A 17,435-nucleotide genomic window follows, 5' to 3' on the forward strand; every position below is an offset into this window, starting at 1 on the left:
TAAAAAAAGCAGGGCCGCCGGATCGCAGCCACTGGTATTTTTCATCGTATTGACATCTGGCGCATGCCGATGTCAGAGAAAGCCCCTATCCCTATCGCCCCACCGCCTGCTATGTGCTGCTGTGCAGCGTGGCGAGGCGCACCATGTGCGCCAGATCAAGGCGCGCCGTTTTGCAAGAGCCGCAGCATCGCAGCTTCATCGAGCACAGCCACGCCCAGCTCCTGGGCCTTGGCCAGTTTGCTGCCCGCGTCCGCGCCGGCCACCAGGTAATGGGTCTTCTTGCTGACTGAGCCGGAGACCTTGGCGCCTGCCGCTTCCAGCAGGTCCTTGGCTTCATCGCGGCCCATGGTGGGCAAGGTGCCGGTCAGCACCACGGTCATGCCAGCCAGAATCTGCGCGGGCTTTTCGGCAGGCACTGCCTCGTCCCAGTGCACGCCCGCAGCGCGCAGCTGCTCGACCACTTCGCGGTTGTGCGGCTGCGCAAAAAAGGTGTGCAGGCTGTTGGCCACCACCGGTCCCACGTCGTTCACCTGCAGCAGGTCTTCTACCGAGGCATCCATGATCGCGTCGAGCACACCAAAGTGCTTGGCCAGATCCTTGGCGGTGGATTCGCCCACATGGCGAATGCCCAGGCCAAACACAAAGCGGGCCAGCGTGGTTTTCTTGGAAGACTCGAGCGCCGCCAGCACATTCTGTGCGGACTTCTCTGCCATGCGCTCGAGGCCCGACAAGGTCGCAATACCCAGCTTGTAGAGGTCGGGCAGGCTGCGGATCACGCCGCTGTCGACCAGCTGGTCCACCAGCTTGTCACCCAGGCCTTCGATGTCCATCGCACGGCGGTGCGCATAGTGCAGGATGGCCTCCTTGCGCTGGGCCACGCAGAACAGGCCACCAGTGCAGCGGTGGTTGGCCTCGCCTTTTTCACGCACCACATCGCTGCCGCAGACCGGGCATTGGCTAGGCATCGAGAAGTTGGGCACATACTGCGGCCGCGCACCAGGCACCCGTCCTGCCACCTCGGGGATCACATCGCCCGCGCGGCGCACGATGACATCGTCCCCCACCCGCACGCCCTTTTTGCGGATGTCGAACACATTGGACAGGGTGGCGTTGGTGACAGTAACGCCACCGACAAACACCGGCGCCAGACGCGCCACCGGCGTCAGCTTGCCGGTGCGGCCCACCTGCACCTCAATGCCTTCGAGCCGCGTCACCATCTCCTGGGCTGGGTACTTGTGGGCCACGGCCCAGCGTGGCTCGCGGCTGACAAAGCCCAGCTCCAGCTGCAGCGCGCGGCTGTTGACCTTGTAGACCACGCCATCAATCTCATAACCCAGGTTGGCCCGCTCGGCACCCATACGCTGGTGAAAGGCCACCAGCTCATGGGCGCCCTTGGCCACGCAGACCTGCGGCGCCACCGGAAAGCCCCAGGCGCGCAGCTGCATCAGCATTGCGTAGTGGCTGTCCCACTGCATGCCGCCTTGGGCCAGCGGCGTCACCTCACCCAGGCCATAGGCAAAAAAGGACAGCGGGCGCTGGGCCGTAATGTTGGAGTCAAGCTGACGCACTGCGCCAGCTGCCGCATTGCGCGGGTTGACAAAGGTCTTGCCGCCAGCAGCTTCCTGCTTGCGGTTGAGCGCATCAAAATCATCGCGGCGCATATAGACTTCGCCGCGCACTTCCAGCACGGGTGGCACGGCGGCATCCTGGCGCAGCTGCAGCGGTATCTGGCGGATGGTGCGGATATTGTGGGTGACGTCCTCGCCCACTTCGCCATCGCCGCGCGTGGTGGCCTGCACCAGGCGCCCGCCCTCGTAGCGCAGGTTCATCGCTAGGCCGTCGAATTTGGGCTCGGCGACATACTCGACCGGCGGGTCACTGGGATCGAGGCCCAGCTCCTTGCGGATGCGCGTATCAAAGGCCTGCGCGCCGCTGGCTTCGTTGTCGGTCTCGGTGCGGATGCTGAGCATCGGCACCGCATGGCGCACGGGGGTCAGGCCCTCCAGAATGGCGCCGATCACGCGCTGGGTCGGCGAGTCCGGGCTCAGCAACTCAGGATGGGCTTTCTCCAGTGCTTCGAGCCGCTGGTAGACGCGGTCGTACTCGCCATCGGGCACCGTGGGCGCATCCTGCACATAGTACTCATGCGCCCATTGCTCCAGCTGCGCGCGCAAGGCCTGCACCTCGGCGGCGGCATCCTGCGGAGCATCGCCAGCGGGCGACGCGAAAAGATCAATATTCTCAGCCATGCGGCTTGACTCCGAAAATCTGGCAAAGCGCGGGGCTCTGCGTAGTCTGATGCCTGCGACTATACGGCCAAAGCCGCCGCTGCACTGCCTAATCAGCGGCAGCCAGAACGCAAAAAAGGCTGCACAGGCAGCCTTTGGCAAAACGCTGGCGGCTTAGCTGAACAAACGCCTGGCGGCCAGCGAGCCCGCTGCCAGATCGCGCTGCTCGAGCTGGTCGTACAGGTTCTCCAAATCCTGGGCGATGGGGTCCACCACCATGATCGGCAGGGGCGTGCCATTTTGGTCGCAGATGACACCGTCCATCTCGGCGCACAGCGCCTCGGCAGCGGTGCGCATCTTGTCGAAAGGCTTTTCGCTGCGCGCCACATGCGGCACATCCAGGCTCAGCAGCACATCGCGCAAGGCGCTGGCTTCCGGGTCGTCGGCCAGTGCCGCCTGCGCGTCATAGGTCAGCGCCAATATGGCAGGCATCTGCTCGATGCCCGAAGGCATCACCATGCGGCCAGGGCCAGCGGGCACAAAGCCATGCTTGGCGGCCACCTGGGCCACATAGCCGGGGCTCCAGGAGGCGCGCTTGGCGCGCAGCATAAAGGCCAGCTGCGCATCATGCTCGCTGGCAAAGGCGTCGAGCTCGCGGGCGCGGGCCACTTCCTGCAGCATGTCGGGCGTGTCCTGCGCCGCGCCAATGCTGTCGGCGAACTGCTGGACCTTGGTGACGAACTCGGAAAACTCGATCTCGTTCATCGGGCCATGGCGGTTGGCCAGCTGCACACCGGCCTGAAAACCGGTGTAGCGGGCGCCGGCGCGTGGCAGCTCCCAGGTCTGGCTGGTCTCGTTCAGGCCTTCGATGTTGAAAGCCTTGTTGCCGGCGCGAAAGCTGCTGGGCATGGCCGCAATGGCCGCATTGCCCGAGACGATGCCGTCAGTGTGGATGGTCGCGATCGCATCGGTAAGCGGGTCGAGAATCTGCTGGCGGTCGCCCAGGTAGGTACCGGGGTTGCCGCTGCGCGCCACCGCGCCTGCGCCAAAGGCATCAGCGCTGTGGCCGCTCAAGCGGGGCCCCTGGCCGCCCAGTTGGGCATCGAGCACCGGGTCGCCGGTGGCTGACGATGCCGCGCGGCCATCAAAGCCGGGCTCGTAGCGCAGCTCGGAGTCGCCGCTCTGGCCGGGCTCCTCGGGCCGGGGTTTTTTGGGCTCGTTGCGGCGTGCCGACCAGGTGTTGTAGGCGATGTACAAAACCAGAATGACACCAAAGGTGATCACCAACGCCAGTTGAAAATTACTCATACGACTTCGTTTTTAAAAATCTTTCACGCCGAATCGGCCATCGACAAGGCAGATTCCATATCCACGGCCACAATGCGCGAGACGCCCTGCTCCTGCATTGTCACACCAATCAGCTGCTGGGCGATCTCCATCGCGATCTTGTTGTGGCTGATGAAGAGGAACTGCGTGCTGCGGCTCATCGAGGCCACCAGCTTGGCATAGCGCTCGGTATTGGCATCGTCGAGCGGCGCGTCCACCTCATCGAGCAGACAGAACGGCGCCGGGTTCAGCTGGAAGATCGCAAACACCAGCGCAATCGCGGTCAGCGCCTTCTCGCCGCCCGACAGCAGATGGATGGTCTGGTTCTTCTTGCCCGGCGGCTGGGCCATCACCTGCACGCCCGAGTCCAGAATCTCGTCGCCGGTGATGATCAGCTTGGCCTGGCCGCCGCCAAAGAGCTCGGGGAACATGCGGCCAAAATGGCTGTTGACGGTGTCAAAGGTGCCCGAGAGCAGCTGCCGGGTTTCGGCATCGATCTTCTTGATCGCGTCTTCCAGGGTCGTCATGGCCTGGGTCAGGTCGTCCATCTGCGAGTCGAGGAAGGTCTTGCGCTCGCGAGCGTGGTTGAGCTCGTCGAGCGCGGCCAGATTGACGGCGCCCAGCGCTTCAATCTCGCGGTGCAGGCGGTCGATTTCGCCCTGCAGACCGGTCAGGCGCACCTGGCCGTCCTTGACCGAGGCGGCGATGACCTCCAGATCGGCCTGGGCTTCCTGCAGCAAGGTCGTGTACTGCTCCAGGCCCAGTTGCGCGGCCTGCTCCTTGAGCTTGAACTCGGTGATGCGGTCGCGCAGCGGCTGCAGCTCGCGCTCAAACTGCTGGCGGCGCTCATCGCTGCTGCGCAGCCGGGCGGTCAGGTCGTCGTACTCGCTGCGGCGCGCAGCCAGGTCCTTCTCGCGCTCCATCTTCAGGTTCAGCGCATCTTGCAGGCCGCCTTGCGCCGCCGCGTCGTTCAGGCGCTTTTGCTCCTCTTGCGCGCGCAGCTGTTCATCGCCCAGGGCCTTGGCTTGCTGCAACGCCGTTTCCATCGTGCGGTTGAGCTCGGCGCGGCGCGCTTCCATGCTGCGCTGGCCAAACACCGCTTCTTGCGACTGGCGCTCCAGGGCCCGCAGCTGTTCGCGCGCGCTGGCCAGCTTGCGCTCGGACTCATACACGGTCTCATCGAGCTGGGCATGGCGCTCCTGGCTGTCGGCCAGCTGCATGTCCAGCTCTTCAAAGCGGGCCTCGGCCGCAATCCGGCGCTCCTGGATCTCTTCGAGCTGCTGCACCACTTCGCCCAGGTCGGTGTCGATCTGGGCGGTGCGGGCGCGGGCCTGCTCGGCCAGCTGGGTCAGGCGCAAGGTCTCGACCTGCAGCTCATGGGCGCGGTTGCGGGTTTGCGCAGCCTCGGCGCGCACGGCCACCAGGCGCTGCGAGGCATCGGCATAGGCGCTCTCGGCACGCACCAGCGCATTGCGCGCCTCTTCGCCAATCAGCGATTGGGCGCGCAACTCCTTTTCCAGATGTTCGATTTCCTGGGCCCGGGCCAGCATGCCCGACTGCTCGGAGTCCTGCGCATAAAAGCTCACGCTGTGCAGGCTCACCGAATGGCCGGTCGGCACAAAAATGGTTTCACCAGCCTGCAGGCGGCTGCGCTGGGCCAGCGCCTCGTCCAGGCTCGGGCAGGTGTAGCAGCCGCAGAGCCAGTCGACCAGCACGGCGCGCAGGCCGGCATCATGGACACGCAGCAAATCGGACAGCTGCGCGAGTTTGCCAGCAGGAGCTGCGGCCGGTGCTTGGGGCACGCTGTAGAAAGCCAGGCGGGCGGGTGGCGCATCCTGGGCACCTGCGCCCAAAAAGCCGCGCACCATGTCGAGGCGGCTGACTTCCAGCGCGGCCAGGCGCTCGCGCAGTGCCGCTTCAAGGGCGTTTTCCCAACCGGGTTCGACCTGGATGCGGCTCCACAGGCCCTGCAAGCCATCGAGCCCATGCTTGGCCAGCCAGGGCTGCAGCTTGCCATCGGTCTTGACCTTTTCCTGCAAGGCCTTGAGGGCCTCGAGCCGCGCCGACAGATCGGCCTGCTTGGCGCCTTCCAGGTTGACCTGCTGCTGCTTGCTGCGCCGCGCTTCATCGAGCTGGGGCACGCTGTCTTGCAGCTCCAGCAGGCGCCCCTCGGCAATCTCGGCGGCCTCGGCCGCTTCCTCGTTTTGCTGCTGCAGGTTGAGCAGGCGGGTCTCGTCGGGCGCGGCCATCGCATTGCGGTCGCTGCGCAATCGTTCGCTGCGCACTTCCAGGCCACGGCTTTGTTCGTTCAGGCTGCGCTGCTCAGCGGCCAGCACCTGGATCTGCTGCTGCACCTGGGTGACGGAGCTGCGCTGCTCGTTGGCGCGCTGCTGGGCCAGGCGCAGCGCCTCTTCCATATCGGGCAGCTGCAGGTTTTGCTCTTCAAGCTGGGCGGCCAGCATCTCGGCGCGCTCCTCGGCATCCATGCCCTGGCCGGCCAGGTTCTCCAGCTCGGCCTCGGATTCGTCCTTGCGAATGGTCCACTGCGCAATCTGCTCGGCCAGTTGCACCAGGCGGTTCTCCACGCGCTGGCGGCCTTCGACCACATAGCGGATCTCCGCTTCGAGCCGGCCCACTTCGGCCGTGGCCTCGTAGAGCTTGCCCTGCGCCTGGTTGACGATGTCGCCTGCAGCATAGTGCGACTGGCGGATGGTCTCCAGATCCGCCTCGACATGGCGCAGATCGGCCAGGCGCGACTCCAGGTCATTGACGGCCTTGAGGCCATCGATGCGCACCTTCTCCTGCTCCTGCTCGGCATCACTGCGTTTCAGGAACCACAGCTGGTGCTGCTTCAAGGTGGCGCTGGCATTGAGCGCGTTGTACTTGGCCGCGACCTCGGCCTGCTTTTCCAGCTTGTCGAGGTTCGCGTTCAGCTCACGCAGAATGTCTTCGACCCGGGTCAGGTTCTCACGCGTGTCGTTGAGGCGGTTTTCGGTCTCGCGGCGGCGCTCCTTGTACTTGGAGACGCCTGCTGCCTCTTCCAGGAACAGGCGCAGCTCTTCGGGGCGCGACTCGATGATGCGGCTGATGGTGCCCTGGCCGATGATGGCGTAGGCACGTGGGCCCAGGCCCGTGCCCAGAAACACGTCCTGCACATCGCGCCGGCGCACCGGCATGTTGTTGATGAAGTAGCTGCTGCTGCCGTCGCGCGTGAGCACGCGCTTGACCGCTATTTCGGTGTACTGGCTCCACTGGCCGCCGGCGCGGTGGTCGCTGTTGTCGAACACCAGCTCCACGCTGGAGCGGCTGGCGGGCTTGCGGTGCGTGGTGCCGTTGAAGATCACATCCTGCATGGACTCGCCACGCAGCTCGCTCGCCTTGGACTCGCCCAGCACCCAGCGCACCGCATCCATGATGTTGGACTTGCCGCAGCCATTGGGGCCGACCACGCCCACCAGTTGCCCTGGCAGCATGAAATTGGTGGGCTCCGCAAACGATTTGAAGCCAGCAAGCTTGATGGAATTGAGGCGCACAGTGCTCGTTTTCTCTTGGATGGGCGGCGATCACCTGCCTGGCGCTGTCGCAAGCGGGCCGGGCCACGCAAGGTGGAACTGGCCCGGCATGGCCGGCTGGTGCCCGAGGGCCCAGGGATCTCTTCTGATGAAGCAAGCGGTAGAACTCAGGCCGACATAATAACCGGCCCTCCTGGCCCACCAGGGACAAAAGCGCCTGCTGCTGCGGTTTTGCGCCCTGGGCAGGGTCAAATAATGTTGCGCCGCCGCTGCGCTGCGCCCTGCGGGGCCAGACTTGCGGTATAGACACAGCGCCACGCAGGGAAAGCCGCAAGGCAGACAATGGCTACATGGATTCAAGCATGTCTACGCGCCCGGCGGCTACTGCTGCCACCGCATCCACCCCGAGCGAAGCAGCCCCTGCCCTGCAGCCCGGCGCCCAGTGGCACAACGGTTTTGCCAGCCTGCCGCCGGTCTTCTACACCCGCCTGCAACCCACGCCGATGCCGCAGCTGGCCATGCATGCGCGCAATGCGGCACTGGCCCAGGACATGGGGCTGCGCCCCGAATGGCTGGCCAGCAGCGAGGCCACCCAGGTGCTGGGCGGCAATGCGCTGCTACCGGGCTTGGATGCGCTGGCCAGTGTTTACAGCGGCCACCAGTTTGGCCACTGGGCAGGCCAGTTGGGCGACGGCCGGGCCATTTTGCTGGGCGAAATCCGATCGGCGACTGCCCCCGAGGGCCTGGAGCTGCAGCTCAAAGGCGCAGGCAAGACGCCCTATTCCCGCATGGGCGATGGGCGCGCGGTGCTGCGCTCGTCCATCCGCGAATACCTGTGCAGCGAGGCGATGCACGGCCTGGGCGTGCCCACCACGCGTGCGCTGTCGCTGGTCACCTCCCCGCAGCCCATCTACCGCGAGACGGTGGAGACCGCTGCCGTTGTCGCCCGCGTGGCGCCCAGCTTTGTGCGCTTTGGCCATTTTGAGCATTTCGCGGCCCGCGATGACCAGGACAGCCTGCGCAAGCTGGCGGACTATGTGGCCGAGCGCTACATGCCAGCTGTTGCCCAACACGCCAGCGGCAGCACCGCGCGTTATGCCGCGCTGCTGGCCGAGGTGGCCGAGCGCACTGCGCGCATGCTTGCGCTGTGGCAGGCCCATGGCTTTTGCCATGGCGTGATGAACACCGACAACATGAGCATTCTGGGCCTGACGATCGACTACGGCCCCTTCCAGTTTCTGGACCACTACGACGCCAACCATATCTGCAACCACAGCGATACCGGTGGCCGCTACGCCTTTGCCCGCCAGCCGCAGGTGGCCTACTGGAACCTGTTTTGCCTGGGCCAGGCGCTGCTGCCCTTGATCGACGACGAGGCCACCACCCTGGCCGCGTTGGAGCGCTACAAAACCGCGCTGGAGCCTGCGATGCAGCGCGCACTGGGCGCCAAGCTGGGCCTCGATCCCGCGCGCAGCACCGCGCCTGAAGCGGTGGCCGCTGTCGTCAACCCCTTGCTCGCCCTGATGCAGCAGCACCGCACCGACTACAGCCTGTTCTGGCGTGCGCTGTCGCAAGCGGTGGCCGATGACAGCCTGCCGGCGCTGGCCCCATGGTTCAATGGCGATGCAGCCTTTGAGACCTGGCGCGAGCAGTACCAGGCGTTGCTGCAGCCTGGCGATGCAGCAGCCACCGCTGCGCGCATGTTTGCCGCCAACCCGCGCTATGTGCTGCGCAACCACCTGGGCCAGCAAGCCATCACCGCCGCCCAGCAGGGCGACTGGGCACCGTTTGCCCGCTTGCAAACCGTGCTGGCAACACCATATGCAGAGCATCCCGGCTGCGAAGACCTGGCCGCCCTCCCGCCCGACTGGGCGCAACATATTGAAATCAGCTGTTCATCATGAGCTTTCCCGTCCAAAAATCGGATGCCCAATGGCAGGCCGAACTCGCATCCAAGCAAGCCGAATCGGTGGCCTACCAGGTCACCCGGCATGCCGCCACCGAACGCCCTTTTACCGGCAAGTACGAGGCCCATTGGGCCGATGGCAGCTACCACTGCATCTGCTGCGGCGCCAAACTGTTTGACAGCGACACCAAGTTTGACGCGGGCTGCGGCTGGCCGAGCTTCTCCGAAGCCATTCCCGGCGCGATCCAGGAAAACGTGGACCGCAGCCATGGCATGGTGCGGGTAGAGACCGTCTGCGCCCAGTGCGGCGCCCATCTGGGCCATGTGTTCCCGGACGGCCCCCAGCCCACCGGCCTGCGCTACTGCATGAACTCGGCTGCGCTGGACTTTGAAAAGCAGGACTAAGAACCTGTTCTAAGCCAGGCTTGCCCCTGCCATGACAGGCCGGGGGCAAGCGCGGCGCGGAACTTTGGCTGCCGCCTGCGCTCTGACACCCCGGCAAGCCGAGGCGAGCACTTCAGCCCGGCTTAAGCTGGCCGCAAAATAGCTCGCGTATCATTGGCCGCTTGCCTGCAGACGCGCTATTCAACCAAACACAAGCACCCAAAGCCCTGCTCTCTTGTCCGCACCGCGCTCCGGCTTTTGAGCCATGCCGTGCACAGCCCGCATCGCCTGATATGAAATTTTTGATTGATTTTTTCCCCATCCTGCTGTTTTTCGCAGCGTTCAAGGTCTGGGGCGTGTTTGTGGCCACCGGGGTGGCCATTGTGGCGACCATTGCGCAAATCGCCTACCTGCGCTTCAAGGTCGGCAAGGTGGAACCCATGCAATGGATCAGCCTGGGCGTGATCGTGGTGTTTGGCGGCGCGACCCTGCTTTTCCACGACGAGTCTTTCATCAAGTGGAAGCCCACCGTGCTGTACTGGGTGATGGCGGCCGTGCTGCTGGGCGGCCAGTGGTTCTTCAACAAGAACCTGATGCAAAAGCTGATGTCGGCGCAAGTGCAGCTGCCCCAGCCCGTCTGGAACACGGTCAATTACAGCTGGGCGATCTTTTTTACCCTCATGGGCATCGTCAATATCTGGGTCGCCTACCAGTTTGATCTGGACACCTGGGTCACTTTCAAGATGTTCGGCGGCCTGGGCCTGATGCTGGTCTTTGTGCTGGGCCAGGCCATGTACCTGAGCCGCCACATCCAGCACAACCCGGAAGACCAACCCTGATCTGCGGCCTGAGCCTGCTGCCTCTCAGTCAGGCTCCCCGCCAGACCGCGCTACTCCCCTTTTCTCTATGCAAGCCCAGGACATTACCGCCACCGCCATTGAAGCGGTGCTGCGCGACAAACTCTCGCCCACCCAGTTGGAAGTGATCGACGAAAGCGGTCTGCACGCCGGCCATGTGGGCGCCAATGGCAGCGGATTTGGCACCCATTTCCGGCTGCGCATCGCTTCACCCTTATTTACTGGCACATCACGCATAGCCCAGCATCGGCTTGTGTATGATGCGCTCCAAGCATTCATTGACGCGGGTTTACATGCCCTTGCCATTGAAGTCCTGCATACACCAAAACAATGAAATCACTGGTGTATATTTCCTTCATAGATAAACAATTTGGATTTCGCATGAAAAAACAGCTCTTGTCCGGTCTGGTTGCAGCTGCCCTGCTTGGTTCAGCCGCGCTGCCTGCAGTGGCCCAAAACATTGGCATCGTCAATGGCAAGCCAGTGCCCTCGTCCCTGCTGCAGACCTTCAAGGAACAAATGGAGCGCAGCGGTCGCCCGGTGAGCGCCGAGCAAGAAGGCCAGATCAAGGAAGCCATCATTGAGCGCGAAATCTATGCCCAGGCTGCCAAGGCCCAAGGCCTGGACGCCACCGAGTCCTTCAAGGGCCAGGTCGAGCTGGCGCGCCAAGGCATCCTGACCCAGGAGCTGTTTGCCGCCTATGAAAAGGCGCACCCCATCTCTGACGCGGCTGCCAAGGCCGAGTACGACAAGTTCGTCGCGACCAACCAAGGCAAGGAATACCACGCCTTCCACATCCTGGTGGACAGCGAAGACAAGGCCAAGGCCCTGATCGCCCAAATCAAGAAGGGTGCCAAGTTCGAAGACCTGGCCAAGAAGGAGTCCAAGGATCCAGGATCGGGCCAGCGCGGTGGCGATCTGGACTGGGGCAATGCTGCCAACTACGTGCCTGAGTTCTCCGAAGCGATGACCAAGCTGAAGAAGGGCCAGATGACCGACACCCCGGTCAAGACCCAGTTCGGCTACCACATCATCCGTGTGGACGATGTGCGCGAAGCGCAACTGCCCAAGTTTGACGAAGTCAAGCCCCAGATCGAGCAGCAACTGCGCCAGCAACAAATCCAGAAGTACCAGCAAGAGCTGCGTGAAAAGGCCAAGGTCGAGTAATTCTCGCCACCTCGCTTGTACTTGCAACCCCTGCCCCGTGCAGGGGTTGTGCTTTGTGGGCGCTGCAGCCCACCACTGTGCGGCGCTACACTCGGATGGCTCTGGCTGGCCCCTGAAGGTCGGCCTCTTCCTTGCGGCAGCCCTGCGCTGCCGCTGCCTTTACAAGAAAGAAAACCCCATGCGTCTTTTGCACACCATGCTGCGCGTTGGCAATCTCCAGCGCTCCATCGATTTCTACACCCAGGTGCTGGGCATGCGCCTGCTGCGCACCTCGGAAAACCCCGAGTACAAGTATTCGCTCGCCTTTGTCGGCTACGAAGACGGCAACCCTGGCCAGGCCGAGATCGAGCTGACCTACAACTGGGGCACCGAGAGCTATGACCTGGGCACCGCCTACGGCCATATCGCCCTGGGCGTGCCTGATGCTTACGCTGCCTGCGAAAAGATCAAGGCCAATGGCGGCAATGTCACCCGCGAAGCCGGCCCGGTAAAGGGCGGCACCACGGTGATCGCTTTTGTGACCGATCCTGATGGCTATAAGATTGAACTTATCCAACGCGCCGAAAGCAGCGCCGGCGGCGGTCTGCGTTAATACCGGCCTGGGCGTCTGTCAGTAACGCCCGCTACGTCCTAAAAGCCAGGCACCTGCCGGGCTTTTTTGCATTCGAAGCGCGATCGGGCCGATCAGCGGCTATGGCCGTTGTGCTGCTTGTTCTTGTACATGTCCAGATCGGCATGCTTGAGCAGGCTTTGCGGATCGGCCCCATCGATCGGATAAATCGCCTGGCCAATGGAGGCGCCCAGATGAACGACCTCGCCCTCAGGCAAGCCCTTGAGCGACTGCAACGCAGGGGCGAGAACCTCCAGGATCTTGGCTTTCACCACCTGGATCTGCTCATCGCTGTGGATGCCTTGGAGCACCGCAACAAACTCGTCCCCGCCCAGGCGAATCAGCACATCATTGCTGCGCAGCACTTCCTTGAGGCGCTGCACCACCTCGATCAGGGCCAAATCGCCGTTTTCATGGCCCCATCGGTCGTTGAGCGGCTTGAACTGGTTGAGGTCGATAAAGAGAATGGCAAATACCGCCTGCTTGGGCGCGTTCGGCCGGGTCAAGGTCTCCAGAATATGGTTCAGCGCGCTGCGGTTGGCAGCGCCGGTCAGCGCATCGGTAAACAAGCGATGCCGCATATGGTGGACATTGCTGGCCAGCTCGCCAATCTCGTCATTGCGCTCGACGCCGATGGGCACATCGATCTCGCCCTGCCCCACGCGGCGTACCGCATAGGTGAGCGAGCGCATGTCCTTGGCCAGGCCGCCAAAGATGCGCAAACCCAGTGCCAGAGCAATACCCAGGGCCAGCAGACCCAAGGCCACCACCAGCACCACATGGGCACGGATGCCGGCCAGCATCTGCTGGTGCGGCACGGCCACCACGGCCAGCCAGTTCAGGCCCGCCTCATCGGTCACGCGGCGGTAGGCCACCTCGATCGCATGGTTCTTGGCATCAAAGATCAGCGCCGTGCGTGCCACCTCGTTGGACTGCGAAAACTCGTGCACCAGCTGCCGGTACACCACCTTGAGCAAGGGGTTGCCGGCGCTGGCGGCGTTGACCCGGCTGGGCGGCTGCTCGCCGTTCAAGCGGATATTGTCCATGCGCGTGCCGGCAATCAAGTCGCCATTGGGCTCCATGATGAAAGCCTCGGCACCCTCTGACAAATGCAGGCCATCGACAAAAAGCCGCAGCTCGTTCAGAAAGACATCGGTCGCCACCACACCCGTGGGCTGGCCATCCGCACCAAACACCCGGCGCGCCCGCGTCATCACCAGGTCCTTGGCATTGAAGTCGATATAGACCGGTGTCCAGATATGGCCGACAACGCCCTGCGCCAGCCGGTACCAGGGACGCGTGCGCGGATCAAACAGATTGGATTCCTTGGACAGGAAGATCGGCTCGGCCTGGATGCCTGGCAGCAGGTAGATGCTGCGCACATCCTGCGCGTTCAGCTTGATGCGCAGTTCCGCCTGGGTTTCATTGCTGCGCAGCAGGCCGATGCCTTGCCCATGGCGGTTGCCGTAGAAGACATAGTCGCCCTGGCGCTGCGTCAGCGATGTGGCAGCCCACAGGCGGGTGCGCAGCGCCGGCATGTCGTCCTCGATGCGTTCGGGGGCCTGCAGGCCCGCCGGAAAGCTCGCCTCGATGATGGAGCGCGAGCTGAAGATGTGCCGGTCCACCGCCTGGCTGATGCGCTCGGCCATCTCCACCATCAGCTGCTGCGACAGCATCGATACCGTCTTGCTGCCCGTCCAGTACCACAGCACGCCGAGCACCCCGGTCAGCAATGCAATCAGCATCACAAAGGGCAAAATCAGGGTGATCGTCAGCGACGAGGCTTTACGGACGGGCATAACCAGGCATGGAGAAGGCTTTGATGGCGCGTTGGGCAGGTATTGGTATAGATACTGTCAGTTAATTCTTACTTTAACCGTTTTTATGAATTACATAGCGCGATAGACCTGTGTAATAACTCAACTTGACAGCGCGATGTTGCCACGGCAACCCCAAGCCATCGCTGGAATTTTTTCTGCAGCCCAGGCAACAGATCCAGCGATTACCCTCTGATTGGTCAAAGGATAGTTGCTCTGGAGATTCTTTTTTTAGGAGGAGAATAGCGCCTGGGAGAAAAGCAGCCGATACCCTCTCCGGACCGCCCCAGTATAACCAACCAAATACATTTAATTACATTAATCCGGCATAAATCAATCCTGCATCGGCGGAAATGATCCATCATTGAGTTACAAATTAGCTATAAGCTGATAGAATCAGTGAATAACAAAATGCGATTTAGCATGATTTGTATCCACTCCTGTCCGCACCGGCGCAGGCTTGGGGCATAGCCACTCCCTGCGAAACGGGACGCGGGCCTCAGTCTTGACGCCAACGACAGACGTTGCCGCTTTGTTTATAGATTGATGATCCCATGGCTACTGAACTGCTTCTGAACAAAAGGCTCTCTCGCAGAACCCTCAACAGCTTGGGGCGACATGCGATCACCACGGTGGATCAGGTGGTTGAAGCGTATCCCGAGCGCTTGCTCAAGCTCAATGGTGTGGGGATGACAGTGCTGCGCGATATCGAGCGGACGCTGTTCCCCGGGCAGCAGTTCCAGCCGCATTCGGGCCGCTACAAGGCCTGGACGGAAGACGCAGCCAACCAGCCGCATGCTGAGCAGGCGCAGTCCAAGGACTAAAGGCGCGCCCCCGGGCACCGCCCTGCTCCTCTGCCCAATCTCCTGCATTTAGCGGCCACCATACAGGCCAGCACTGCATGTCTGCTGGCATGTACTCGCAAGGCCTGTGCCCGGCCCCGTGGCATAAACACCATGCCCGGCGCTGCGCACTAGCGCCCAGGTGCAGCGCTGCGGCGCATTGCATGGAGCAACCGCAGCAGCATGGCCTATGGATCGATGTTCATCCCGCTGATGGGGATGCGGTATGGAACGCAGCCAGCAGGCGGCATGGATGGCCGCCTGGAATTGCTCTGATGACTGTGGTATCAGGCCTTGCGTGGCAAGGCTGCGGCCTCGCGGGCCAGCAAGGTGATGTGTTCCCAGTCACCGCGCTCCAGGGTGTCGGTGGGCACCAGCCAGGAGCCACCGACACAGACGACATTCTTCAGCGCCAGAAACTCTGCCGCATTGGCCGTCGTGATACCACCGGTGGGGCAAAAGCGCACTTCGGCGAAGGGACCCTGCCAGGCTTTGAGCATGTTGATACCACCGGCTTGCAGCGCGGGGAAGAACTTCAGCTCATTGAAGCCGTCTTGCTGCGCCTGCATGATTTCGCTGCTGGTGGCCACACCGGGCAGCAGCGGCAAACGGGCTTCGCGGCAGGCTTCGCCCACGCTGCTGGTGTAGCCAGGGCTGACCGCAAAGCGGGCCCCTGCCGCCGCTGCGGCACGCGCATCGGCGGCATTGCGCACGGTACCCGCACCCACGATCGCCTCCGGCACGGACTTGGCAATCGCTTCGATGGCGGCCAGGCCCTGGGGCGTGCGCAAGGTCACTTCCAGCACCCGGATACCGCCAGCGACCAGGGCCTTGGCCATGGACACGGCGTGGTTGACGTCGCGCAGCACGATCACCGGGATCACCGGTGCGTCTTGCATGATCGATAAGGCGGTCAGTTGCTCAGCCATGTGCAGGCTCCTTCTTCTGCGCTCAGCGCATTGCGCCGGAATCCGGCAAACAGTTCTCGGCCCAGCCCGCGGCCATTGGCGCGCAACTGCTCGGCCGGTATCGTGGCCAGTGGGCGTGCCTCCCAAACTGCGGCATCCACTTCGGCCTGCATGATACCGGTTTCAGCATCCAGCAGCACCATATCGCCGCTCTCAATTTTGGCCAGGGGGCCACCGGCCAGTGCTTCAGGCGACACATGGATCGCAGCGGGCACCTTGCCCGAGGCACCGCTCATGCGGCCATCGGTCACCAGCGCCACCTGGTAGCCCTTGCCTTGCAGCACGGCCAAGGGTGGCGTGAGCTTGTGCAGCTCGGGCATGCCGTTGGCCTGCGGGCCCTGCCAGCGCACCACGCAGACCACGCCGTTGTGCCCATTGGTCTGGCAGGCCTGCTCCAGCGCGCCCGATTTGAAGGCCTCCTGCAGCGCATCCTGCGAATCAAACACCCAGGCCGGCGCGCGCAGCACATGGCGATCGAGCGGCACGGCACTGACCTTGATCACGCTGCGGCCGAGGTTGCCGGTCAGCAGCTTAAGGCCACCGGTAGGGCTGAAAGGCGCGCTCACCGGGCGCAGCACGCTGTCGTCACCCGATTGGGTGGCCGCCTGCCAGACCAGCTGGCCCGCCTCCACGCGCGGCACCGTGGCGTAACCTGCCAGGCCTTCGGGGCGCACGGTCAGCACATCCCCATGCATCAGGCCTGCAGCCAGCAGCTGGCCAATCACATAGCCCGGGCCGCCTGCCGCCTGGAACTGGTTCACGTCCGCTGCCCCATTGGGGTAGACGCGCGCCAGCAAGGGCACGACCGAGGACAACTGCTCAAAATCATTCCAGTCGATGACGATACCCGCAGCACGCGCCACCGCCACCCAGTGGATCAGGTGGTTGGTCGAGCCACCTGTGGCCAGCAGCGCCACCATCGCGTTGACAATGCAGCGCTCGTCGACCACGCGGCCAATGGGCGCAAAGCGCTTGCCAGCGGTGATGCCCAGCACGGTACGCATGGCCTCGCGGGTCAGCAGCTCACGCGCGCCATCTCCCGGGTTGATAAAGGCATTGCCTGGCACATGCAGGCCCATGGCTTCGAGCAGCATCTGGTTGCTGTTGGCCGTGCCGTAGAAGGTGCAGGTGCCCGCATCATGGTAGGCGGCCATCTCAGCTTCGAGCAGCTTTTCGCGGCCGACCAGGCCTTGGGCGGCCAGCTCGCGCACCTTGGCCTTGTCGTTGTTGGACAGGCCCGAGGTCATCGGCCCGGCGGGCACAAACACCATCGGCAGATGGCCAAAATGCAGCGCGCCAATCAAGAGGCCCGGCACGATCTTGTCGCAGACGCCCAGCATCAGCGCCGCATCAAAGGTGTCATGGGTCAGCGCCACCGCCGTGCCCATCGCAATCGCATCGCGGCTGAACAGGCTCAGCTCCATGCCCGGCATGCCCTGGGTCACGCCATCGCACATCGCAGGCACGCCACCCGCCACCTGCGCGGTCGCGCCATGCTTGCGCGCCTCGTCCTTCAGGATATCGGGGTAGCGCTGCAGCGGCGCATGGGCCGAGAGCACATCGTTATAGGCCGTGACAATACCCACGTTCGGGCCCTTGACCTCGACAATGCGCAGCTTGTCATTGACCGGCACGCCGGCCACCGCATGCGCCACATTGGCGCAGCCCATCGAGCGCATCTGCGGCGGGCGCTGGGCCATGGCGTCAACCTGGGCCAGATAGTCGCTGCGCGTGGCAGCGCTCTTGGCGCGGATGCGGTCAGTGACCGCTTGAAGAACCGGGTGGATCTGCATCATGGGAGTCCTTTGCATCATGGGA

13 protein-coding genes are annotated in these 17,435 nt (G+C 63.5%); 7 read left to right on the forward strand and 6 right to left on the reverse strand.

Annotated features, from left to right (window positions below; genetic code table 11):
• Positions 1-155: 155 nt before the first annotated feature.
• From ligA to smc, 3 genes are all read right to left on the reverse strand, one after another.
• Positions 156-2,249, reverse strand: coding sequence for an NAD-dependent DNA ligase LigA (gene ligA / locus WH367_RS08120; RefSeq protein ID WP_339535368.1), 2,094 nt, complete (start codon positions 2,247-2,249; stop codon positions 156-158).
• A gap of 153 nt (positions 2,250-2,402) precedes the next feature.
• The gene (locus WH367_RS08125; protein WP_312989989.1) at positions 2,403-3,536 is read right to left on the reverse strand and encodes a cell division protein ZipA C-terminal FtsZ-binding domain-containing protein; all 1,134 of its coding nucleotides are present in this window, start codon (positions 3,534-3,536) and stop codon (positions 2,403-2,405) included.
• 23 nt (positions 3,537-3,559) lie between these two features.
• The gene (gene smc / locus WH367_RS08130) at positions 3,560-7,087 is read right to left on the reverse strand and encodes a chromosome segregation protein SMC (protein WP_339535369.1); all 3,528 of its coding nucleotides are present in this window, start codon (positions 7,085-7,087) and stop codon (positions 3,560-3,562) included.
• 341 nt (positions 7,088-7,428) lie between these two features.
• Here smc and WH367_RS08135 point away from each other — a divergent pair, with 341 nt between their 5' ends.
• From WH367_RS08135 to gloA, 6 genes are all read left to right on the forward strand, one after another.
• Entirely contained in the window at positions 7,429-8,970 is a 1,542-nt protein-coding gene (locus WH367_RS08135; protein WP_339535371.1) for a protein adenylyltransferase SelO, read from the forward strand.
• Positions 8,967-9,377: a peptide-methionine (R)-S-oxide reductase MsrB gene (gene msrB / locus WH367_RS08140; protein ID WP_021028109.1), complete on the forward strand. Its 411-nt coding sequence runs from the start codon at positions 8,967-8,969 to the stop codon at positions 9,375-9,377. Before WH367_RS08135 ends, msrB begins: the two co-directional genes overlap by 4 nt.
• A 272-nt stretch (positions 9,378-9,649) precedes the next feature.
• Complete coding sequence (locus WH367_RS08145) at positions 9,650-10,195, forward strand: septation protein A (RefSeq protein WP_182341477.1); 546 nt, start codon at positions 9,650-9,652, stop codon at positions 10,193-10,195.
• A 67-nt stretch (positions 10,196-10,262) separates the two neighbouring features.
• Positions 10,263-10,547, forward strand: coding sequence for a BolA family protein (locus WH367_RS08150; protein WP_021028111.1), 285 nt, complete (start codon positions 10,263-10,265; stop codon positions 10,545-10,547).
• A gap of 47 nt (positions 10,548-10,594) precedes the next feature.
• Positions 10,595-11,380 (forward strand): peptidylprolyl isomerase, encoded by a 786-nt coding sequence (locus WH367_RS08155; RefSeq protein WP_021028112.1) that lies wholly within the window; start codon positions 10,595-10,597, stop codon positions 11,378-11,380.
• A 178-nt stretch (positions 11,381-11,558) separates the two neighbouring features.
• On the forward strand, positions 11,559-11,972 hold the full coding sequence (gene gloA / locus WH367_RS08160; protein ID WP_339518178.1) for a lactoylglutathione lyase: 414 nt from the start codon (positions 11,559-11,561) through the stop codon (positions 11,970-11,972).
• Between the two features lie 92 nt (positions 11,973-12,064).
• Here gloA and WH367_RS08165 read toward each other — a convergent pair whose 3' ends face one another.
• Positions 12,065-13,789 carry a diguanylate cyclase domain-containing protein gene (locus WH367_RS08165; protein ID WP_339535373.1) on the reverse strand — a complete coding sequence of 575 codons (1,725 nt, stop codon included), beginning with the start codon at positions 13,787-13,789 and terminating at the stop codon, positions 12,065-12,067.
• A gap of 572 nt (positions 13,790-14,361) precedes the next feature.
• On the opposite strand from WH367_RS08165, the gene WH367_RS08170 reads away from it, so the two are divergent.
• A complete protein-coding gene (locus WH367_RS08170; protein WP_021028115.1) occupies positions 14,362-14,631 on the forward strand; it encodes a DNA-directed RNA polymerase subunit alpha C-terminal domain-containing protein in 270 nt (89 codons plus the stop codon).
• A 305-nt stretch (positions 14,632-14,936) separates the two neighbouring features.
• Here WH367_RS08170 and eda read toward each other — a convergent pair whose 3' ends face one another.
• Positions 14,937-15,578 carry a bifunctional 4-hydroxy-2-oxoglutarate aldolase/2-dehydro-3-deoxy-phosphogluconate aldolase gene (gene eda, locus WH367_RS08175; protein WP_339535374.1) on the reverse strand — a complete coding sequence of 214 codons (642 nt, stop codon included), beginning with the start codon at positions 15,576-15,578 and terminating at the stop codon, positions 14,937-14,939.
• Complete coding sequence (gene edd, locus WH367_RS08180) at positions 15,563-17,410, reverse strand: phosphogluconate dehydratase (protein WP_339535425.1); 1,848 nt, start codon at positions 17,408-17,410, stop codon at positions 15,563-15,565. The genes eda and edd overlap by 16 nt, the downstream gene beginning before the upstream one ends.
• Positions 17,411-17,435: the final 25 nt, after the last annotated feature.

It is taken from the genome of Comamonas sp. MYb21 (assembly GCF_037479395.1).
In the GTDB taxonomy this organism is placed as follows: Bacteria; Pseudomonadota; Gammaproteobacteria; order Burkholderiales; family Burkholderiaceae_C; genus Comamonas.